Below are 19,900 nucleotides of genomic sequence, written 5' to 3' on the forward strand. Positions count from 1 at the left end.
CGGCCCGGGTCAGCGCCGCGACGGCGCCGAGCGCGTCCCCGCGCCGCAGCCGCAGGTGGGCGGCGTGCTCCAGGAGCCCGGCGACGTCCTCGTCGGGACCCGCCGCCGCCTCGCCCAAGTGCCAGGCGCGGCGCTCCGGGTGGTCCGTCAGCACGTCCGCGAGCCACTGGTGGGCGCGGCGGCGTTCGGCGGTGGTCGATCCCTCGACCACCGCCGAACCGATGAGGGGATGCCGGAAGGAGATCCGGCGGGTGTCCGGGGTGATCCGCACCAAGCGGTCCCGCTCGGCGGTGGTGAGGTCCTCGACCGCCGCCCGGCCCGCCGCGGCCGCCTCCACGGAGGCGAGGTCACCGGTGCCGTCCAGCGCCGCCAGGAGCAGCAACTCCCGTGCGCCGACGGGGAGTCCGGCGACGCGCGAGGCGAACAGCGCCTGGAGGCGTTCGGTCAGCGGCAGCACCGACGGCAGAGCCGCCGAGGTCGTGCGCTGTTCCCCGGTCAGCGCGGCGGGCAGTTCGACGAGGGCCAGGGGATTGCCGTGCGCCTCGGCGGCGACGCGGCGCCGTACGGCGGGGGAGACGTCGGGGTGACGGCGGCGCAGGAGTTCGGCGGCGGCCCCGGAGTCGAGCGGCTCGATCCTGTGCTCGGTGAGCCCGCTGGACTCGAAGAAGCTGTCGGTGCCGTTGCGGCACGCCGCGAGGAAGTCGACATGCGAGCCGACCAGGCGGCGGGCCACGAAACCCAGGACCGCCGTCGTCGCCCGGTCCACCCACGGCAGGTCGTCCACCACGAGCAGCAGCGGGGTCTCCACCGAAACCTGGCGCAGCAGGAGCAGCGCCGCCGTCGAGGTCAGCAGACGGTCGGGGGCGGGCCCCGAGCCGATGCCCACGGCCACCCGCAGCGCGTCCCTGTGCACCGGCTCCAGCGCGTCGAAGGAGGCGAACAGCGGCAGCAGCAACTGGTTCAGGCCGGAGTAGGCGATGTCCGCCTCGAACTGCACCCCCTGGGCGCGGAGCACCCGCACGCCCTCGCGCTCGGCCGACTCCGCGACCTCTTCGAGCACCGCGGTCTTGCCGACCCCGGCCTCACCGCTGAGCAGCAGCGCCGCCCCCTTGACCACCGGGTTGCCGAAGAACGACCGGATGAACTCCAGATCCGCCCCGCGTCCGACAAGACCCGGCATCGCGGGACCGGCCGTCCCACCCAGGTCGCTCATCCCGATTCCCTCTCCGCCCTCGGTCCGCCGTGGTCCCGCACCCGGGCGCGCGCTCGGCCGCCGCGACCGGCGCGCCGCCTCCCGCGCCGCCCGTCCCCCTCGGTGACGCCTGGGCCCCGCGTTCGCGTGTCCGGCGCGCAGTCTCTCACGAGCGAGCGGTCCCCCGGCCAGCGGGTGTGAAAGCGGTTCCGCCCCTCTGGTACTCACGGAGCGGGCGCCGGCAGGCATACGTGTGCCCGGTTCCGTGTGTCACGCCTCCGCCGTGGCCAGGTTCTCGGTGAAGAAGGCGGCGAGACGGTCGACGGCCTGGTCGACGTGCTCCTTCTTGTCGTACAGGTCGACGTGGCTCGCGCCCTCGATCCAGTGGAGTTCCTTGGGGCCGGTGGCCCGCTGGTGCACGTCGACCGCCATCCAGGAGGTGACGGCGCGCCGGCCGACGACCTGGAGCAGGGGGCGCGGCCCGAGGAGGGGGACGGCGTGGAAGGCGTCGAAGGAGGCGAGCTTGTCGATGCTCTCCCAGGCCAGGGTCTTCGCGGACCGCTCGTGCGCGGCGCGCGGCGAGCAGTAGTACGCGAAGCCTTCGGCGCCGTGCTGCCCGCCGAGCGCCCGGGCCTCCTCCTCGGTGCCCGGGAAGACCGGCATGGCACCCGGGTCCTCGCCGCGAGCGGCGGCCGTACGGGCCTGGGCCGCTGCGTCCAGCAGGGACGCGAAGACGGCCGGGTCCTGGTCGCCGTCGGCGCCGTAGCGGAACTGCCGGGCGACGTCCACGCCGCTCACGGTGGCGATCGCGCGGACCCGGTGATCGCCACCGGTGGCGGAGAGCGTGTAACCGCCGGAGGCGCAGATGCCGAGCAGCCCGATCCGGCCGGGGGCGACGTCGTCGCGCGTGGTGAGGTACGAGACGGCGGCCTTGAAGTCCTCGACGCGCTGCCCCGGGTCCTCCAGCCCCCGGGGCAGGCCGCCCGACTCGCCCTGGTGGGCGGCGTCGAAGGCGAGGGTGAGGAAGCCGTGCTCCGCCAGCCGCCGGGCGTACGCGCCGGACGTCTGTTCCTTCACGCTGGTGCCGGGGTGACCGACGACCAGGGCCGGGAGGGAGGCCGGAGCCGAGGTGTCCGGAAGGTAGACGTGCGCGGCGATGCGGATGCCCGCGCTGGGGAAGGTGACGGGGACGCGCTGGATGTGAGTGGTGCGGTCGGTGTCGGTCACGGAAGGCTCCTGTGGGTTTCGCCGACGTGCGGCGGGGTGCGGCAAACGGAGGTGTGGCCGGGTGTGCTGTGCTCGGGTGTGTTTCCCGTTCCGGTCACATTTCCTAGCGTGGCCGCGTGCGGCCCGGGCGAAAAGAGACAGGTTTCTTCGGGGGAAGGATCGTTCCCCCTCTCGACCGCGCGCGCCCTGCGCCGTGACGGCACCGCACGTACGCCTGACGCGTCTTGCGACGGCCCAGCGGGTCGCACGGGGCTAGGGTCCGCCCTCACCTCACGGCGTCACGCCCGCGTTCCGCGTACCGTCTCCTCCGCCGTCCAGGAGGTGAGGATGCGCAGGGCGTCGTGGGAGGGCGTGTTCTCCTCGGCGGTGAGGACCACCAGGCGTTGCCCCGAACCGTCCGGGCTGAGCCACGTGTCGCAGTCCAGCGTCAGGTCGCCGACCAGCGGGTGCCGGTAGTGCTTGGTGCCGCTGCCCGTGCCGCTCACCCGCTGCTCGGCCCACCAGGTGCGGAAGTCGTCGTCCCGGAGGGACAGTTCGCCCACCAGCTGGGCCAGTTCGGGGTCGGTCGGGTCGTCGGCGGCCTCCATGCGCAGGGCGGCCACCGTGTCCCGCGCGTCGTGCTCCCACTTCCGGTGCAGCGCCTGGAAGGCGGGATCGGTGAACATCAGCCGGACGTAGTTGCGCCGGGCCGCGGGGAGCGCCGCGAAATCCGTCCAGAGCGCCACGGCGGCGCGGTTCCAGGCGATGACATCGAGCCGCCGGCCGAGGACGAGCGCCGGTGTCCCGTCCAGCCGGGCGAGCAGACGGCGCACGGCGGGACGGGGGCGCTGCGCGGAACGGCGGCGCCGGGGACGGGCGTCGGACTTGCCCGCCAGCTCGTACAGATACGTCTGCTGGTCCTCGTCCAGGCGCAGTGCCGGCACGAGGCTGCCGAGCACCGAGGCGGACGCACGGACCATGCCCTGTTCGAGACGGGTGTAGTAGTCCACGCTGATCGAGGCGAGCCGCGCCACTTCCTCGCGGCGCAGCCCGGCGACGCGGCGCGGGCCCCCGGACACCGGCAGCCCGCACTCCTCGGGCGTCAACTCGGCCCTGCGGGCTTTGAGGAAGGAGCCGAGGAGGCGGCGTGCGGAAGGCTCTGTCATACGGACCAGTGTGCCTGACGCGCGTACGGCGGGCACACGTGTGCGGGGGTCCCGCGCCGTGGACCCGTCACCGCGGGGCGAGCGGGAGGCCCAGCAGTCGTTCCAGCGCGGCGACCGTGCGGCCCGGCTCCTCGGCGTGCACGGTCGCGAAGCCCAGCGCTGCGGCGGGCGGCAGGTAGCTCGCGGTGTCGTCGACGAACACGCAGTCGGCCGCCGCCAGCCCGAGCTTGTCGAGCACGAGCGCGAACGCCGCCTCCTCCGGCTTGCGGACCCCGTGGTCCTCGGAGATCACGACGGCGTCGAAGTCCAGGTCGTACCCGGCGTACAGGTCCCACGGCGCACGGCCCACGGAGTTGGTGAGGAGCGCCACCGGGACCCCGGCCCGGCGCGCCGCGGCGGCGGCGCCGATCAGCTCCGGCTGCGGACGCAGGTCGGCGAAGAGGCGGCCCATGAGGTTGTCGGCGGCAAGGCCGGTCCGGTCCGCCGCCTCGGCGTTCCACCGGGACTGGGTGAGGGTGCCGCGCTCCAGCTCCTCGGTGAGCCGGATCATCTCCGCGTCGGCGTACAGGGCGCGGAAGAGGGTGCCCTCGGCCAGTCCCTCCCGCCGTTCGAAGGCGAGCGCGGCAGGGATCAGGGGGGTGGTGAGCACACCGCCGAAGTCGAGGACGAGGGCTTTGCGAGGGGTCATGGTGTGACCATAGCCGCACGTCCGGAACGTACCGACGGGCAGGTCCGCTGAGATGACACGTGTGCGGGCGCGCGCTCGCCGGGGGAACAGCCGGAGGGCACGCGCCGCGAGAGCAACGCTTTCGTTATCGCGCACGGCGATCCTCGCGGGTGCCGCGACACGTCCATGGGGTGGAAGCTTTCCAGCCTTTCCCGAAAGGAATACATGTGACGAGCCGTTCTTCCACCTCCGGCCGCCGCCGTACCGTGGTGGCGAGTGCCGCCGTACTGGCCGGGGCAGCCCTCTTCGCGGGCACCGCGCCCGCGCACGCCCACCAGGGCAGGCCCACGGGCACCCCCGCGCATTCCCGCCCCCACACCGGGGCACACGCGCACCGCGTCGACTACGTGGCCCTCGGCGACTCCTACGCGTCCGCCCCCGGCGTACCGGACCAGGTGGACGCGACCTGTCTGCGCTCCAGCGCGAACTACCCGTCGCTGGTGGCCCGCGCCACCGGTGCGCACCTCACCGACGTGACGTGCTCCGGCGCCACGACGGCCGACATGGCGGGGCCCCAGGGCACGGTGGCACCGCAACTCGACGCCTTGGACAGGGGAACCGACCTGGTCACCCTCACCATCGGCGGCAACGACATCGGCTTCACGACGGTGCTCGGCACCTGCGCGAAGCTGTCGGCGAGCGACCCGGCGGGCGCGCCCTGCGCCGACTACCTCACCTCGACCGGCACCGACCAGGTCACCGAGGCGATCGACGCGAGCGCCCCCAAGGTCGCCGACGTGCTGCGCCGCGTCCACCGGCGCGCTCCGCACGCCGACGTCGTGGTGGTCGGATACCCGGACCTCTTCCCGGAGGACGGCGTGGCGTGCACGAGTGCCACGGTGCCGCTGGGCGCCGGTGACTTCCCGTACCTGCGCGACAAGGAGAAGGAGCTGAACGCGATGCTCGCCCGCGAGGCCCGGCGGGGCGGCGCGCGCTACGTGAACACCTACGCGCCGACGGTGGGCCACGACCTGTGCCGGCCGGCGGGTGCGCGCTGGATCGAGACCTTCGCGCCCCAGCCCCCGGCGGCTCCGCTGCACCCCAACGCGGCGGGCGAGAGCGCGATGGCCGGGGCCGTCGCGCACAGCCTGCGAGGGCGACGCTGAGCGGGGCGCCCGGGTACCACTGAGCGGGGCGCCCGGACCGGTCGTTCGGACCGGTCCGGGCGCCCCGCCGCTCGTACTGCCGTCCCCGCGGGTCAGCCGCGCAGGTGGTGGCTGACGTCGCCCACCAGATGGACGCGCACCCGTCGTTCGGCGAAGAGCCAGCGTCCGCCGCGGCGGACGAGGCGGTCCTCGTACCGGCCCGCCGCGACGGCTTGGAGCGGGAAGTCCGGCAGCGCCTGGAAGACGGTGACGGCGGACCGGGCGCGCGCGCCGCGGCCGTCCTCGTCGACCTCGACGGCACTGGTGGTGGTGACGTGCTGGGTACGGGGCGTGCCGTCCTCGTACCGGATCACCGTGGCGTTCAGCATGGCCTCGACCCCCGCGCCGCCCACGGCGGGCCTGCCGCTGCCGCGGAAGACGGAGTCCCCGGTGAACAGGGCGCCCACACCGGCGAAGTCGCCGGCGTCCACGAGTTCGGCGTAACGGGCGATGAGCTGGGACACGGCGAGGATGTCGGCGGACGCGTTCACAGGTGCGGGACCTTGCTTTCCGTGGTGGGGCGGGGTGCGTGGTGCAGGCTGAGCCGGTCGACGCGGCCGCCCGCCAGGGTCATGATCCAGGCGACCCCGGGCGGGCAGTGACCGGGGTCGTCCGGCGGGCTGAGCAGGTCCATCTCCCACACGACCAGGGAGCGTCCCGCGGCGACGTGCGCCGGGCGCTGCCGCACCCCGGCGGACAGGTCGCCGTCCATCCCGGCGAGGAGCAGGGGGGTGCCGCCCAGCCGCGCGCCGCCGCTGAACACCGACAGGCCGGGCGCCCAGCGGTCGGCGACCACCCGCGCGAACTCGCCGCGCTCGGCGGCGGCCAGGGTCTCGTGCGCCTCGGTCCAGGACTCCTCGGTGCGTCGGCGGGTGCCCTCGTACGCCCCGTCCGCGGCCGTGCGCAAGGCCGCGGCGAGTGCCGTCCGCGCCTGGTGGAGCCGGCTGCGTACGGTGCCGACGGGTATCGCGCACACCTCCGCGATCCGCTGGTACGGCGTGAGGCCGGCCGTGAAGTACCGCAGGACGAGAGGCAGTCGCAGCGTGGGCGAGAGGGCTTCCACCGCCTCCCAGACCCAGTCCCGCATGACGTGCTCCTCCAGGACACTCTCCGGCGTGGAGGCGCTGGGCGGCAGGGGCACCTCGGCGACCGGCGCGGTACGCGCCCTCTCGCGCAGCAGGGTACGGGCGCTGTTGCGGACCACCATGCGCAGCCAGGCTCCCGTCGCCGCCGGGTCGCGCACATCGCCGATCCGGCGCAGGGCCACGAGGGCGGCGTCCTGGAGGACGTCCTCGGTGTCGGGCCCGGGGCCGAGGAGGCTCAGCGCGACCGCCCGCATGCCGGGACGGTGACGTTCCAGCAGAGCGCCCAGAGCCGCCACGTCGCCGCCGCGCGCGGCCAGCGTGAGAGCCACCTCCTCGCTTTCGGTGTCCGGCGTCGCGGTGCGCGTGCGGGGGGTGTGACCGCTTCCGTCTGCTATGGCAGGCATGTATCTCCTCGCACATGTACGCCGCGGATGCCCGCCGAGCGTACGTCAGGTATCCGGGCAGGGGGACGTGCGCCGGACGCACACGCCATCAGATGTCCCGCGCGCTGTCGCCCTGGAAGAGCGAGAGCACCTGGAGGATTTCCAGGTAGATCCAGACCAGCGTCGTCGCCAGGCCGAAGGCCGCGAGCCAGGAGTCCTCGCGGGGGGCGCCGTACGCGATGCCGTCCTCCACCTGCCGGAAGTCCAGCGCGAGGAAGGCGCCGCCGAGGACGACGCCCACGAGCCCGAAGACGATGCCGGGAGCGCCGCCGGAGAAGCCGAGGCCGTCACCGGCGCCGAAGGCGGAGAAGAGCGCGTCGGCCGCCAGGAGCAGGACGAAACCGAGCGCCGCGCCCGCCACGAATCCGGCGAAGCGACGTGTGACACGTATCCAGCGCGCCCGGTAGGCGACGAGGACCCCGGCGAAGACGGCCAGGGTGCCGAGCACCGCCTGCACGACGACGCCCGGGGACAGGGAGGCGGAGGTGGCATCCGAGACCACGCCGAGGAAGACGCCCTCCAGCGCCGCGTACGAGAGGATCAGCGCGGGGGAGGGGCGGCGGCGGAACGACTGGGCGAGCGCCAGGGCGAAGGCGGCGAGCGCGGCGGCCACCCCGATTCCGTACGAGCGGCCGGGCCCGGCGGACCCGACGGGGAGCAGCACCCAGGACAGGACCGCGGTCAGGGCGAGGGTGCCGAGCGTGGCGGCGGAACGGACGACGACGTCGTCGAGGGTCATCGCGGCCGTCGTGGGTCCCGCGGGCGCCTCGGGGCCGGTGGGCTCCGGCGCGTACGGGTTCACGGCGTACCGGGGCGTCCCGGACGCGCCGGTGTATGGCGGCACCTCGCCGAGGAGGGCGGGCGAGCCGGCCGCCACCGGTTCGGCCCGCCGTGTTCCGGCACGGTCCTCGTACGGGCCGTCAGCTCGTGGGCCCCCCGCGAACCCCAGCCGGGAGAAGACCGGGTTGCTGCTGCGCATGACATTCCCTCCCGGGTCGCGGCACTGCCCGACCCTTGCCGCGCGGACGAGGGCGCGCTGCCGCGGTCGCGGTGTCAGCCCTCGCGAAGTCGTCACCACTCTGACAGGTGACGCGGACGAGCGCAAGGAGAGCGGCGTGCGCGGAGGCCACACCCCCGGGGGCGTGGGTGGGGCGCGGCCGATGACCCGGCGCCGACTGAACCTCCGTACCCTTGCGCAACGTGACAGGAGCGAACGCGCGGCCCCCGCGCGTCAGTCGGCCGCGACCGCACACTCCGTCAGCACGTCCGAGGCGCGTCCTCGGAAGCGGGTGAAGGGAAGGGAAAGACGTGGACCCCAGGAACAGACCTCCGTACGTCACCGCACGGACGGCTCCGCCCGGAGCCGGGCGTCCTGTGCGCCTCGGCCTCCTGCTGACCGCGTTCGCCGCCGTCGCGGGCTGCTCCGCCGCGCCCGCGGACCCTCCGGAGGCCACCCCGGCACGGACCACGCACGCCGCCGTACCCGCTCCCGCGCCACCGGCACCGACCGCGAGCCCTTCCCCCGCGCTTCCCGCCACCCTGCCTCACCTGGGGAAACGGATGCTCGACCAGATCCCGGCCGACAGCCGCCAGGCCGTCGTCGTCACCGGCGACGCGAAGGACTCCGCGCGCGGGCGCCTCGTCCTCTACCGGCGCACCGGAGCGGGCTGGCTGGCGGGCCCCTCCTGGCCCGCGCACAACGGTGACAAGGGCTGGACCGACGACCACCACGAGGGCGATCTCCGTTCGCCCATCGGCGTCTTCAGCCTCAGCGACGCGGGCGGTCTGCGCCCCGACCCGGGCAGCCGCCTGCCGTACCACCGCTCCTCCCACTTCGTCGCCGGTGGCACCGGCTTCCAGGGGGAACCCCTCGCCGGGTCCTTCGACTACGTCGTCGCCATCGACTACAACCGCGTGAAGGGGACCTCGCCCCTCGACGGCACCCGTCCGCAGGGTTACGGGAAGGGCGGCGGCGTGTGGATACACGTCGACCACGGCGGCCCGACGCACGCGTGTGTCAGCATCGCCGCGGAGCACATGAGGGAACTGCTGCGCGCCCTGGACCCGAAGCAACACCCGGTCGTCGTGATGGGGGACGCGGCCTCACTCGCCGGGTGAGGCGGGGCGCGAACCGGCGGGTGAGGCGGGGCGAGCGCGGGCCGGGGTGCCGAGTTTCGCCCGGGCCGCCCGTGCCGCCTGGGCCACCGGGTCCTGCCGACGCCTGGCACACATGTGTGCACGGCGGGGACGCACGCGATGCTACGCTCGATACGTATCACTGATCCGCTCGCTTCGTGTGTGTCAACGGCGTGCCTCTCCGAGCCGCACGACCGGGCAGGAAGAGGCGGGGACATGCCGAACGCGACCGAACAGCCCACGGACACCTACGACTTCGTCCTCGTGGGAGGGGGATCGGCCGGCTGCGTGCTGGCCGCCCGTCTCACCGAGGACCCCGCGACCCGCGTACTCCTGCTGGAAGCGGGCGCGCCCGTCGAGGCGCTGCCGGAAGCCGTGGCGACGCCGCCCGCCTGGCCCTCGCTCGCCGCGACGGAGGCGAGCTGGGGCGAGCGCACCGAGCCGCAGGGGCCGGACGGCGGACTCGTCGCCCTGCCCCGGGGCAAGGGCCTCGGCGGGTCCTCCGCCATCAACGCGATGGTCTTCGCCCGCGGCCACCGCTCCAGCTACGACGCCTGGGCCGGACTGGGCGCGCCGGGCTGGTCCTTCGACGACCTGCTGCCCTGGTTCCGGCGCACCGAGACGGCGCTGGGCGGCGGTACGGGGCGCGGCACCGACGGCCCGCTGATCGTCGGCCCGGCCGCCGCACCCAACGACGTCCTCCTCGCCCTCCTCGACGGTGCCGTCTCGACCGGCCACCGCCGCGCCCTGGACATCAGCGGCGGCCTGGAGGAGGGCTTCGCGCCCGTCGACCTCAACATCGTCGACGGGCGCCGGCAGAGCGCCGCCGACGCCTACCTCACCCCCGTACTCGGCCGCCCCAACCTGCGCGTCGTCACCGGCGCGCGCGCCCACCGGCTGCTCCTCGACGCAGACCGCTGCACCGGCGTCGAGTACACCGTCGACGGGCGCGGCCACACCGCCCGGGCCGCCCGCGAAACGGTCCTCACCGCGGGCACCCTCGGCTCGGCCCACCTGCTGCTCTCCTCCGGCATCGGTCCCGCCGACGAACTGCGCGCCACGGGGGTCGAGGTGCGCCACGCCCTGCCCGGCGTCGGGCGAAACCTGCACGACCACCCCCGTGCCAACCTGGTGCACCGCACCCGCCGCGAGGTCCCGGCGGCGCGACACAACCACGGCGAGATCATCGGCCTGCTGCGCGGACCCGGAGCCGGGGACGGCGGCCCCGACCTCCAGCTCATCTTCATCGACCTCGCGCTGCCCAACCCGGTCGCGCCCGTGGAGAACGGCTTCTCGGTCGGTGTCTCGCCGATGCGCCCCGCGAGCCGCGGCACCCTGCGGCTCGCCTCCGCCGACCCGTTCGCCCCGCCCGTGATCGATCCCCGCTACTTCACCGAGGAGCAGGACGTGCGGGCGGTACTCTCCGGCATCGCCACCGCCCGCGCGATCGTCGCCTCCGGCGCGCTCTCCTCCTGGGGCGCGGAGGAAGTCGCCCCCGGCCCGGCCGTCACGAGCGCCGCGGACCTCGCCGGTTACGCGCGCCGCTTCTTCGGCTCGTACTGCCACCCGGTCGGCACCTGCGCGATGGGCGAGCACGAGAACGCCGTCGTCGACCCGGCGCTCCGGGTCCGCGGCCTCACCGGGCTGCGGATCGCGGATGCCTCGGTGCTGCCGTCCATCCCCTCCAACAACACCAACGCGACGGTCTACGCACTCGCCGAACGCGCCGCCGCCCTCCTGCGCGACGCCTCCTGACACGTGTCCCGCGGCGCGAGGTCAACTCCGCGCTCGCGCACCGCCTCTGAGGTGGTCGATCAGCATGTCGACGACCGCTTCGAGGTGGGTGCTGTCCCCGGTCGACCGGAGCATCTGGACGCCGCCCTGGATACCCGCGATGAAGGCCGCCGCCGCCTGCTCCGGGTCCAGGGCGGGATCGACGAGCCCTTCGGCCTGCATCGTCGCGACGCCCTGACGGAGGAGCCCCTGCCAGCGGGCCAGCAGCGTCGAGGCCACCTCGGCGGCACCGGGGGTACTGCCCACCTGGTCCATCAGCGTCCCGAGCGGACAGCTCGCCCCCTGGGCCTGGTAGCGCGCCACGACGGCGTCCCGCCAGCGGGTCCAGGCCGCCCACGTGCTGAGGGAGTCGATGTGGGGCTGCTGGTCGGTGATGACACGGTCGGCCTCGTGGCGCGCGACGGCGAGGAGGATCTCCTCCTTGCCGCCGGGGAAGTAGTGGAACAGCTGCCCCTTGCTCGTTCCCGTGATCGCCCGGATGTCGTCGAGCGTCACCCTCCCCGGGGCATCACTGCGCACGTGTGCCGCCGCCCCCTCGATGATGCGCTGCCGCGTGGCGAGGCCCTTAGGTGTGAGTCCCATGGCCACCAGGGTACCGCGCTGCGGTCCATTTTATGGAACGCCTGGTCCAGTCATGGGATGTTTTGCCCCTCTTGCAGGGCTTTATCGCGCCTCCCGCCGCACCAATTCCTGGACTTGCCGGTCCAAAAAAAGCCTCCTACGCTCATACCTGTCACTCGGCACCGCGCCGAAGTGCGGGAGACCTCTCCTGCGCCGGACGTGTGCGGGCCGGGCATCCATCCGCCGCTCGGCGGCCGTTCACTACGAAGTCGCTCCGTAGTCCTCCACGAAAAGGTGTGTGCACCATGCGTGCTGTAGTGCTGGAAGAAACCGGTGGTCCCGAGGTTCTCAAGCTGAAGGAGTGGCCCGACCCCGAGCCCCAGGCCGGCGAGCTGGTCGTGGATCTCGATTTCAGCGGTGTCAACTTCATGGACACCGGCACCCGCGCGGGCTTCCTCCCCCTCGGCCTGCCCCTCGTTCCGGGCGTCGAGGGCGCGGGCCGGGTGAGCGCCCTCGGGGAGGGGGTCGACGGCTTCGCGATCGGTGACCGGGTGGCGCTGCTCTCGGACTCCGGCGGCTACGCGGAGAAGATCGCGATCGCCGCGGACCGGGTGGTCCCGGTCCCGGACGACATCCCGAGCGACGTCGCCGCCGCGACGATGATGCAGGGCCTGACGGCCCACCACTTCGTCACCGAGTCCGCCCCGCTGACGGCCGGGGAAACCGCGCTCGTGCACTCCGCAGCGGGCGGTGTGGGCCGCCTCGTCACCCAGTTGCTCACCCTGCGCGGTGTGCGTGTGATCGGCCTCGTGTCCCGCGAGGAGAAGGTGGCGGCGGCCAAGGCGGCCGGCGCGGACGCCGTGCTCGTCTCCTCCGGCGGCGACTTCGTCGGCCCCGTCATGGAACTGACCGGTGGCGAGGGCGTGCACGCGGTCTTCGACGGGGGAGGCGCCACCACGTTCTGGCCCTCGACCGAGGTCCTGCGACGCGTCGGCACGCTCGTGTACTACGGTCCGCTGATCGGCGACATCCCCGAGGTGCGCATGTTCGACCTGCCGAAGAGCATCAAGGTCACCTACGCGGTCTTCTCCGACCACATCCACACCCCGGAGCTGCTGCGTCAGCACACCGGCGACCTGTTCGACAAGATCCGCGAGGGCAAGCTCCGGATCGACATCACGGGCCGCTACCCGCTCGGCGAGGCCCACCAGGCGCACTCCGACATCGAATCGCGCCGCACCTCCGGCAAGCTGCTGCTCGACCCGAGCCGCTGAGACGAGCCCGGACACGCCGGGTCGAGCCGAGCGCGACGTGGACGCGTCCCACGTCGTCGCTCCACCGCCCCCGCGGCCGGCACGCGGGTACCACTGGGGCCGTCTCACACCGAGGCCGGAGCAGGCAACGCGCTCGCCCGCTCCGGCCCGGCCCCGGGACGTGCGGTACGTGACACCGGGGCCGGACCGCCCTCGCCCGCGCCCCGGCCTTCAAGCCGGCTCACCAAGCCTGCTCATCAAGCCGGATCGCCAAGCCGGATCGCCAAGCCGGTTCAGCTCACCAGAGCGGCGGCCACCCGCCGTACGATCTCCCGGCGTTCGTGCGCGTCGTCCACGTCCACGAGCGCCAGTACCTCGGGGTTGGCCGCTTCCCACAGCATGGCGATGTGGATCAGCAGCGCGAGCAGCACACGGGCCTCGAAGCGGGTCGACACGACCCCCTCGGCCTGCGCCGCGGCGATGGCGGCGCTCCGGCGACGCATGTCCGCGATCCCCGGTTCGCTGGGGGCGTCGTCCCCTCGTTCCATGCGCTGCCAGGTCATCAGGCGGGCCAGTTCCGGATGCTCGGCGTAGATGTCGCTCAGTCGCGCGGCGACCTCGGGGAGATCGGCGGAGTCGAGCGGCAGGTTCACGATGATGTGCTCGACCAGGCTGTTCCAGACCGCCTCGAACAGGCCCGCCTTGTTCTTGAAGTAGTGGTAGATCTGCGCCTTGTTGCACTGGGCGACTTCGGCGATGCGGTCGACGCGAGCACCGCTCAGCCCGTACGCGGCGAATTCGGCACGGCCGGCCGCGATGAGTCGTTGCTTGGTGGCTTCGGCGTCGCGCTGCATGGAGCGAGCCTAACCCAGGCCCTAACTAACCGGTTGTTTGACAGTGGCCTGGGTTCGCAGTTCAATCAACTAACCGGGTAGTTGAAAGACGCGGTGAGGGAGCGGGACGTGGAACCAGCGAGTACGGGCGGGGACGCCGAGGGCGTGGCCCGTGGAACGGCCGTGTCCATGACGCCGAGGGAGCGCGAGATCGCCGACATGGCGGCGGACGGCATGACGAACGAGGAGATCGGCGCGCGGACGAGGCTGGCCCCGCGCACGGTCGGTACGGTGCTCTACCGCGTGCTGCCACGCCTGGGCGTGACGACGCGCGGGGCGCTGCGCCCCGCCCTGGACCGCTTGGACGCGGCGGCCACGCCCGCCCGGACCGGCCGCTGAGGGTTGTGGGGACCGCCCGTCTCCCGTGAGGCGACGCACGTGTGAGGCGGACGCGCCCGCCGACCCGTTCCGGGCCGTCGAATGACGCAGTCCTTCCCTTTGCGACGGGAGTCCGCGCGTGTGCCGTGCCGTCATCTGACCGATGCGGCGGCGCCCGCGGCAGGAGCACGCTGACAGCACTCCTCCTTCCTCGCCCCGGAGTCGCCGGGAGCAGGAAAGTCCAGCCCCCGCGGGCGCGTTCGCCGGTCACTTCCGGCGTGCCGGGACCGCGGCCGAAGCGATGGGAAACCTCATGGCCGTCATCGACAGCCCGCTGCCCGACAAGGAACGCGAGATCGCCGGGCGCGCGCTGCAAGCGACTCTCGTCGACCTGCTCGACCTGTCCCTGCTCGCCAAGCAGGCGCACTGGAACCTGTACGGTCCGCGTTTCCGCTCCATCCACCTGCAACTCGACGAGGTGGTCACGACCGCCCGCGCCTTCGCCGACACGGTGGCCGAGCGGGCCGCCGCCCTCGGCGTCAGCCCCGACGGCCGCGCGGACACCATCGCCGCCGGCACCCGGCTCCCCGCCTTCCCGCCCGGCTGGCGCAAGGACACCGAGGCCGTCGAGGACCTGGTGCAGATCTTCGCCGTGATCATCCGCGAAGTACGTGCCCGCATCGCCGAGACGGCCGACGCCGACCAGGTCACGCAGGACCTGCTGATCGGCCTGGCGGCCGAACTGGAGAAGCAGAGCTGGATGTTCCAGGCGGAGAACCGCACCTGACAGCCCTCGCGCGAAGGGGAGCGGCAGGGTGGAAAGCCCCGGCTCCGCCCCCCGTCGTCGCGACGGTGGTGCTTCGGCCCCGCCGGCGGGACCCGCCCCGGGCGAGCGCGGGGCAGGGCCCGAGGGTGCCGTCAGGGCGTGATCTCCATACGCAGCCGGGTGAGTTCGCTCCCGGAGATGCGCCACTCGCCGTCGGTCTTCCGGTAGCTGTCGTGGTAGTGACCGAAGCCGTGCATGCGGGAGAAGGGCGCTTCGGGGTGGGCCTCGCGATCGTGGAAGATGAGGTCCTCCATGGCCCACACGCCCTCGGCGGTGGTCTCCGAGGTGAAGGACACCTCGTGCGAGAAGAGATGGTGGACGGGCTGTCCGGCGCCGACCCGTTCACCGATCGTCCGCGCGAACTCCGCCGCCGGGACCTCGTTGACCAGGTTGCCGTCGACATCGCGGAAGCGCATGACGGCGTCCTTCGTGAACAGGGCCGCCACCTCGTCCCACCGCTTGGTGTCGGCGTACCGCGCGTAGCGGCTCTTCAGTTCGCGGATGCGGTCGAGATCGGTGTGCGTCAGGGCGGTCATACGTGTCTCCTTGAGTGCGCATGTGGGCATGTGCGCTTGTGCGCCGAGTGCGGGCACGCTGCTCGGAGCGCCCGCGTCCGGGAGCGGACGGGCCAAGTGACGGCCGTGGGCCGGGTGACGGCCGCAGGCCGGGGGCCACCCTCGTGGGCCGGTCGCTCGCGCGCGCCGGTCGTCCTCCCGGCCCGGTCAGTGCCGCACCGCGTGCGGCGACAGCTTCGTACCGGCCCGGCACCACGGCGGGCCCCACTCCAAGAATGGATCGGATGGTCCAAGATTCGCGCCCGCACAATGGATTGTCAAGTCCATTTTTGCGGATGGCCGCATTGCCGCACGTTCCCGCGTGGGGTGCCGACGCGCTACGCCGCTTCGCCGGACGCGGGTCGCAAGGGGGTGAGCGCCGCGGTGAGCGATGCCTTGAGGTAATCGGTCCTGCCGGTCACCTGGAGCAGCACCACCCCGCCTTGCACCGCCGCCAGGATGCTCCGCGCCTTGGCGCGCGCGACATCGGCGCCCTCGCCCGTCAGCGCGCGCACGCCACGCAGGAGGGCCTTCTCCCACTCGTCGAAGAGACCGGACAGGACCGCCCTGCTCTCGGGAGACGACTTGCCCAGTTCGGTCGTGAGATTGCCGAGCGGGCAGCGCTGCCCGAGTTCCGTGTAGTGGCTCAGCACCGCCTGTTGCCACCCCTGCCAGCTCTCCCAGGTGGAGAGGTCGTCGAGGAAGGGCCGCTGTGCCGCGAGGACCTGTCCCGCCTCGTGCTCGGTGACCGCCAGGAGGATGTCCGCCCGGCCGCCGGGGAAGTAGTGGAAGAGCTGGCTCTGGCTGGTCGCCGTGGCCGCTCGTACGTCGTCGAGCGTCGTCTCGGCGACGCCCTTCTGCCTGGTCAGGAGCGCGGTCGCGTCGACAATGCGCTGCCGCGTCGCCCTGCCCTTCGCTGTCAGTCCCGTGCTCATCCCCCCATTCTCCCGCTCGCCGGACGCGCTGGTCCACGAGGTCTCCGGCGCGACCGGACCCTTTTCTGGACTTGCCGGTCCAGTCGTAACGGGCCATGATGAATGGACTGAGGAATCCAAACGCGGTCGAGCGTCTTTCCCGGCACCCACTCCGTCACGAAAGAAGGACACCCATGAGCTCCACCGGCTCCGGCACCACTCCACCTCCGTTCAACGTCGCCATCGACGACGAGGTCCTCGACGACCTCCGGACCCGGCTGAGGCGCACACGTTTCGCATCCGACGCGGAGAACGAGGACGAACGGTACGGCTTGAGCACCGCCTACCTCGCACCCCTTGTCGCGTACTGGGCCGACGGCTTCGACTGGCGTGCCGCGGAGAAGAAACTCAACAGGTTCCACCAGTACCGCGTGGACGTCGACGGCACCCCTGTGCACTTCGTCCACGAGCGCGGAACCGGCCCCGCCCCCATGCCGCTCCTCCTGGCGCACGGCTGGCCCTGGACCCACCACCACTGGCACAAGGTGATCGGGCCGCTCACCGATCCCGCGGCCTTCGGCGGCGACCCGGCGGACGCCTTCGACGTGGTCGCCGTCTCCCTCCCCGGCTTCGGCTTCTCGACCCCGCTCACCAACCCCCGTGAGAACTACGCGGACATGGCGGACCGCTTCCACCACCTGATGACGCACATCCTCGGCTACGAGAAGTACGGGATCGGCGCGGCCGACTACGGGGCGCTGGTGGGCGCGCGGATGGGACACAAGTACGCCGACTCGCTCCACGGCATCCACCTCGGCAACGAGATGCCCCCCACGATGTTCCAGGGCGACCGCTTCTGGGACCTGACCGGAGGCCAGCGGACCGAGGACCTGCCGCCTGCGGAGCGCGCCCGGCTCCTGCGGCGCAACAACATCTACGTCTCACATGTGGCGGCGCACACCCTGGACGCCCAGACACTCACACACGGCCTCAACGACTCCCCGGCCGGCATGCTCGCGTGGGTCCTCAAGCGCTACAAGACGTGGAGCGACCGCGACGGTGACTTCGAGGCCGACTGGCCCGTCGACGACATCCTGACCTTCGCCACGATCTACTGGGTCACCGCCTCCCTCGGGACCTCGATCCGCGCGTACAAGAACGCGAGCCTGTACCCGCCGAAGCCGGTCGACGACAAGACGCCCTACGTGCGGGCCCCCGCCGGCTTCACGTTCCTGCTCGGGGACTCCTCGCCCGGCGCGGAGACGGCCGCGGAGCGCGTGAAGATCTTCGAGAACGGAGGCGGCCGTTTCTACGCCGACGTACGCGCCGTGAACGTGCATGAGAAGGGCGGTCACTTCGGGCCCTACGAGAATCCGGAGGCGTGGATCAACGACCTGCGGGCGACCTACCGTCCCCTGCGCTGACCGACTCCCGCACGCCGGAGGCATCGCTCGCCGCCTCCGGCCGCGCGGCGTTCTCCGAGATCTTCGCGAGCTGGCCGTGCCACAGTGCGTCCAGCCGCCGGGCCCACAGGGGCGCCGCCGTGTCGATCGCCTTCGGGGCGGAGCCGCGGACGACGTTCTCCACGACGATCTCGGTGCCGGCCTCCACCTCGGTGAACAGCCACGCCTGGTACAACTGCACGCTCGTGCTGATCCACAGCCAGCCGAGCCTGGTGGGTGGCTCGTACTCGCCCACGAAGACCTCGAAGTGCTGACCGGCCCAGTCCGCCTCGAAGGTCTGGGCGAAGGAGCCGGTGCTCACACCTCCACAGCCCGGGACCCAGCTCGTCCAGTCGGCCGCGTCGGTGAGGAAGGCGAAGATCCGTTCCGGACGTCCCGGCACGACGGCGCGGGCCCGGTGGAAGCTGTGCGCGTCGGCGGGCGAGAATCCGGACGGCCAGTGGATGTCGGGATGACGTTCCGAGGTGTCGTGCATCCGTCGTCTCTTTCCGCTGCTGCTCTGGATCGGCGCGGTCGCCGCAATCGGCGGGCCGAAGGAGAAGGGCCTGAGGCTCGCGAGCGGGACCGGGGTGCGCTCGCGCGGCACGAGTCTACGGCTGTCACGTGCGGCGCGGGAGCCCTCCCCTCCCTCACGGTTCGAGGGCCGCCAAGGCGTCCCGCAGAGCCGCCCGGGAGTTGATGCCCAGCTTCGGGTAGATCTGGTAGAGGTGGGTGCCGACGGTCCGGTGGGAGAGGAAGAGCCGCTCGGCGATCTGCTTGTTGGTGAGCCCGGTCGCGGCCAGCGTCGCGATCTCCCACTCCTGCGCCGTCAGCACCGCGCGCCCTGACTCCGCGCCGCTCCGCGTCGTGTTGCCGCCCGCGCGCAGCTCCGCCCGCGCGCGTTCCTGCCACGGGCGGGCGCCCAGCTCCTCGAAACCTTCCAGCGCCTTCGTCACATGCGCGCGCGCCTCGGTCCGCGCCCGGCGACGGCGCAGCCGCTCCCCGCGGACGAGGTGGACGCGCGCGGTCTCGAAGGGCCACTGTCCCGGCTGGGCCAGCGCTTCGTCGAGCAGGGCGAACGCCTCGTCCCCGGGCGTGACCAGTGCCTCACACGTCAAGAACAACATGTTCAGCCGCGGCGACAGGTCGCCCACCGCGCACTCCCGCATCGCCGCGACGTGTGCCGCGGCCTCCGCGTCCCGGCCGGTGCGCACGGCCGCTTCCACCAGGTCCAGCGTCCCCCACAGCGCGTTCGGCACGTACGGGGCGAGCGTCCCCGGCGGGCTCAGCTCCGCCCCGTACCGGTACGCGGCCTCGAAGTCGCCCTCGCTCAGCGCCGCCAGCCCCCGGGCGTGGCAGGCGTAGGACCGTACGCCGTGGGCGCCCCGGGGGGCCGCCCAGCGGTCGATCTCCCGGGCCAGCGCGTCGACGGTGGCGGCCTCGCCGCGCGCCGCGGCGACGAGCGCCTGCACGTACTGGAACTTGCACGCGAAGAAGCGGTAGCCGTACTCCTCGACGAGGGCGAGGCCCTCGGCGGCGAGGCCGGTGGCCTCCGCCCAGCGACCCCTGGAGAAGTAGTCCAGGCACAGATGGATCAGGGCGGCCAGGTGCCAGCGGACCGGGGCGTCCCCCGCGCGCCCCTGCGCGGCGAGGCGCTGGGAGGCCGTCCGGGACGCGGCCAGCCGGTCGACGAAGACGGAGCTGGTGCCCAGCCGGATGAGCCGGTTCGCGTCGTGGCCCACGTCCGACAGCAGCCTGTCCAGCGTCCGCACGCCCGCGGCGCCGGTCCGCGCCGGGTCGGCGTAGGTCCGCGCGCACACGCGCAGCAGCTCGGGCGGCTCCGGCGTGAGCCGCTCCAGAGCCCGGAACAGGCTCTCCCAGTGCGAGGGTTCGCCGGTGTAGGAGCAGAGCATGATCAGGGTGAACAGGGCTTCGACCAGGGCGGGATCAGAGGCGTCCCAGCCGTGCCGTCCCGTCTCCACGGCCCCGGTCAGCAGCCGGTGGGCGGTGTCGAAGTCGCCTTCCTCGTTGACGAGGAGGAACGCCGCGGTCGCGGCGGCGTACAGGGACTCGTTCCCGCCGGGGTCGGCGCGCCGGGACCCGGCCAGCAGCCGTGAGGCGTCCGCCAGTTCGCCCCCGGAGTCGACCCCGATGTAGGCGGCCTCCGCCAGCCGCCGGCTCTGGTCGGCCGGTGCGGGGCTGAGCCCCGCGGCCCGGGTGAGCGCCGTCACGGCGCCGAGCGCGT

General features: G+C 73.0%; 20 protein-coding genes. 7 read left to right on the plus strand and 13 right to left on the minus strand.

Annotation, left to right across the window (positions count from 1 at the left end):
- The 4 genes from G3I42_RS19580 to G3I42_RS19595 all read right to left on the minus strand — a co-directional run.
- The coding region (locus G3I42_RS19580) for an ATP-binding protein (protein ID WP_164287681.1) at nt 1–1,213 on the minus strand (1,213 nt) is incomplete at its 3' end.
- A gap of 249 nt (nt 1,214–1,462) precedes the next feature.
- Complete coding sequence (locus G3I42_RS19585; RefSeq protein WP_164287710.1) at nt 1,463–2,392, minus strand: alpha/beta hydrolase; 930 nt, start codon at nt 2,390–2,392, stop codon at nt 1,463–1,465.
- 305 nt (nt 2,393–2,697) lie between these two features.
- Nucleotides 2,698–3,564: a helix-turn-helix domain-containing protein gene (locus tag G3I42_RS19590; protein WP_164287683.1), complete on the minus strand. Its 867-nt coding sequence runs from the start codon at nt 3,562–3,564 to the stop codon at nt 2,698–2,700.
- A 67-nt stretch (nt 3,565–3,631) separates the two neighbouring features.
- Nucleotides 3,632–4,252: an HAD-IA family hydrolase gene (locus G3I42_RS19595; protein WP_164287685.1), complete on the minus strand. Its 621-nt coding sequence runs from the start codon at nt 4,250–4,252 to the stop codon at nt 3,632–3,634.
- Between the two features lie 206 nt (nt 4,253–4,458).
- Between G3I42_RS19595 and G3I42_RS19600 the strand changes: the two genes are divergently transcribed.
- Complete coding sequence (locus G3I42_RS19600) at nt 4,459–5,397, plus strand: SGNH/GDSL hydrolase family protein (protein WP_343244591.1); 939 nt, start codon at nt 4,459–4,461, stop codon at nt 5,395–5,397.
- A gap of 92 nt (nt 5,398–5,489) precedes the next feature.
- Here G3I42_RS19600 and G3I42_RS19605 read toward each other — a convergent pair whose 3' ends face one another.
- From G3I42_RS19605 to G3I42_RS19615, 3 genes are all read right to left on the minus strand, one after another.
- A complete protein-coding gene (locus tag G3I42_RS19605) occupies nt 5,490–5,927 on the minus strand; it encodes a nuclear transport factor 2 family protein (protein ID WP_164287687.1) in 438 nt (145 codons plus the stop codon).
- Complete coding sequence (locus tag G3I42_RS19610; RefSeq protein ID WP_164287689.1) at nt 5,924–6,925, minus strand: sigma-70 family RNA polymerase sigma factor; 1,002 nt, start codon at nt 6,923–6,925, stop codon at nt 5,924–5,926. Before G3I42_RS19610 ends, G3I42_RS19605 begins: the two co-directional genes overlap by 4 nt.
- 88 nt (nt 6,926–7,013) lie before the next feature.
- Nucleotides 7,014–7,943 carry a Bax inhibitor-1/YccA family protein gene (locus tag G3I42_RS19615; RefSeq protein WP_164287691.1) on the minus strand — a complete coding sequence of 310 codons (930 nt, stop codon included), beginning with the start codon at nt 7,941–7,943 and terminating at the stop codon, nt 7,014–7,016.
- A gap of 395 nt (nt 7,944–8,338) precedes the next feature.
- Here G3I42_RS19615 and G3I42_RS19620 point away from each other — a divergent pair, with 395 nt between their 5' ends.
- Nucleotides 8,339–9,082 (plus strand): L,D-transpeptidase family protein, encoded by a 744-nt coding sequence (locus G3I42_RS19620; protein ID WP_343244592.1) that lies wholly within the window; start codon nt 8,339–8,341, stop codon nt 9,080–9,082.
- A 234-nt stretch (nt 9,083–9,316) separates the two neighbouring features.
- Nucleotides 9,317–10,855, plus strand: coding sequence for a GMC family oxidoreductase N-terminal domain-containing protein (locus G3I42_RS19625; protein ID WP_164287693.1), 1,539 nt, complete (start codon nt 9,317–9,319; stop codon nt 10,853–10,855).
- A gap of 21 nt (nt 10,856–10,876) precedes the next feature.
- On the opposite strand, the gene G3I42_RS19630 is transcribed toward G3I42_RS19625, so the two are convergent.
- Nucleotides 10,877–11,476: a TetR/AcrR family transcriptional regulator gene (locus G3I42_RS19630; protein WP_164287695.1), complete on the minus strand. Its 600-nt coding sequence runs from the start codon at nt 11,474–11,476 to the stop codon at nt 10,877–10,879.
- Nucleotides 11,477–11,760: 284 nt separating this feature from the next.
- Between G3I42_RS19630 and G3I42_RS19635 the strand changes: the two genes are divergently transcribed.
- Nucleotides 11,761–12,729 (plus strand): quinone oxidoreductase, encoded by a 969-nt coding sequence (locus G3I42_RS19635; protein WP_164287697.1) that lies wholly within the window; start codon nt 11,761–11,763, stop codon nt 12,727–12,729.
- 272 nt (nt 12,730–13,001) lie between these two features.
- On the opposite strand, the gene G3I42_RS19640 is transcribed toward G3I42_RS19635, so the two are convergent.
- A complete protein-coding gene (locus G3I42_RS19640) occupies nt 13,002–13,562 on the minus strand; it encodes a TetR family transcriptional regulator (protein WP_164287699.1) in 561 nt (186 codons plus the stop codon).
- Between the two features lie 108 nt (nt 13,563–13,670).
- Between G3I42_RS19640 and G3I42_RS19645 the strand changes: the two genes are divergently transcribed.
- Both G3I42_RS19645 and G3I42_RS19650 read left to right on the plus strand, forming a co-directional pair.
- Nucleotides 13,671–13,940, plus strand: a complete 270-nt coding sequence (locus tag G3I42_RS19645; protein WP_343244593.1) for a helix-turn-helix transcriptional regulator — start codon at nt 13,671–13,673, stop codon at nt 13,938–13,940.
- A 292-nt stretch (nt 13,941–14,232) separates the two neighbouring features.
- The gene (locus G3I42_RS19650) at nt 14,233–14,706 is read left to right on the plus strand and encodes a DNA starvation/stationary phase protection protein (RefSeq protein WP_164287700.1); all 474 of its coding nucleotides are present in this window, start codon (nt 14,233–14,235) and stop codon (nt 14,704–14,706) included.
- 131 nt (nt 14,707–14,837) lie between these two features.
- Here the strand turns inward: G3I42_RS19650 and G3I42_RS19655 are convergent, their stop codons facing one another.
- Together G3I42_RS19655 and G3I42_RS19660 are read right to left on the minus strand one after the other, a co-directional pair.
- The gene (locus G3I42_RS19655; RefSeq protein ID WP_164287702.1) at nt 14,838–15,281 is read right to left on the minus strand and encodes a nuclear transport factor 2 family protein; all 444 of its coding nucleotides are present in this window, start codon (nt 15,279–15,281) and stop codon (nt 14,838–14,840) included.
- Between the two features lie 356 nt (nt 15,282–15,637).
- On the minus strand, nt 15,638–16,234 hold the full coding sequence (locus G3I42_RS19660) for a TetR family transcriptional regulator (RefSeq protein ID WP_164287704.1): 597 nt from the start codon (nt 16,232–16,234) through the stop codon (nt 15,638–15,640).
- Between the two features lie 173 nt (nt 16,235–16,407).
- Here G3I42_RS19660 and G3I42_RS19665 point away from each other — a divergent pair, with 173 nt between their 5' ends.
- Nucleotides 16,408–17,637: an epoxide hydrolase gene (locus G3I42_RS19665; RefSeq protein WP_164287706.1), complete on the plus strand. Its 1,230-nt coding sequence runs from the start codon at nt 16,408–16,410 to the stop codon at nt 17,635–17,637.
- Here the strand turns inward: G3I42_RS19665 and G3I42_RS19670 are convergent.
- Nucleotides 17,600–18,151, minus strand: coding sequence for an SRPBCC family protein (locus G3I42_RS19670; RefSeq protein WP_239096560.1), 552 nt, complete (start codon nt 18,149–18,151; stop codon nt 17,600–17,602). The two genes, G3I42_RS19665 and G3I42_RS19670, sit on opposite strands and share 38 nt — an antisense overlap.
- Nucleotides 18,152–18,305: 154 nt before the next feature.
- A partial coding sequence (locus G3I42_RS19675; protein WP_164287708.1) for a helix-turn-helix transcriptional regulator occupies nt 18,306–19,900 on the minus strand: 1,595 nt, incomplete at its 5' end.

This window comes from Streptomyces sp. SID11385, assembly GCF_010548245.1.
GTDB lineage: Bacteria > Actinomycetota > Actinomycetes > Streptomycetales > Streptomycetaceae > Streptomyces.

Bases quoted from the DNA above. Each gene is read 5' to 3' on its own strand.
- G3I42_RS19655 (WP_164287702.1), bottom strand. From the start codon at position 15,281: ATGACCGCCCTGACGCACACCGATCTCGACCGCATCCGCGAACTGAAG.
- G3I42_RS19665 (WP_164287706.1), top strand. From the start codon at position 16,408: ATGAGCTCCACCGGCTCCGGCACCACTCCACCTCCGTTCAACGTCGCC.
- G3I42_RS19595 (WP_164287685.1), bottom strand. From the start codon at position 4,252: ATGACCCCTCGCAAAGCCCTCGTCCTCGACTTCGGCGGTGTGCTCACC.
- G3I42_RS19630 (WP_164287695.1), bottom strand. From the start codon at position 11,476: ATGGGACTCACACCTAAGGGCCTCGCCACGCGGCAGCGCATCATCGAG.
- G3I42_RS19610 (WP_164287689.1), bottom strand. From the start codon at position 6,925: ATGCCTGCCATAGCAGACGGAAGCGGTCACACCCCCCGCACGCGCACC.
- G3I42_RS19590 (WP_164287683.1), bottom strand. From the start codon at position 3,564: ATGACAGAGCCTTCCGCACGCCGCCTCCTCGGCTCCTTCCTCAAAGCC.
- G3I42_RS19670 (WP_239096560.1), bottom strand. From the start codon at position 18,151: ATGCACGACACCTCGGAACGTCATCCCGACATCCACTGGCCGTCCGGA.
- G3I42_RS19650 (WP_164287700.1), top strand. From the start codon at position 14,233: ATGGCCGTCATCGACAGCCCGCTGCCCGACAAGGAACGCGAGATCGCC.
- G3I42_RS19625 (WP_164287693.1), top strand. From the start codon at position 9,317: ATGCCGAACGCGACCGAACAGCCCACGGACACCTACGACTTCGTCCTC.
- G3I42_RS19640 (WP_164287699.1), bottom strand. From the start codon at position 13,562: ATGCAGCGCGACGCCGAAGCCACCAAGCAACGACTCATCGCGGCCGGC.
- G3I42_RS19635 (WP_164287697.1), top strand. From the start codon at position 11,761: ATGCGTGCTGTAGTGCTGGAAGAAACCGGTGGTCCCGAGGTTCTCAAG.
- G3I42_RS19615 (WP_164287691.1), bottom strand. From the start codon at position 7,943: ATGCGCAGCAGCAACCCGGTCTTCTCCCGGCTGGGGTTCGCGGGGGGC.
- G3I42_RS19660 (WP_164287704.1), bottom strand. From the start codon at position 16,234: ATGAGCACGGGACTGACAGCGAAGGGCAGGGCGACGCGGCAGCGCATT.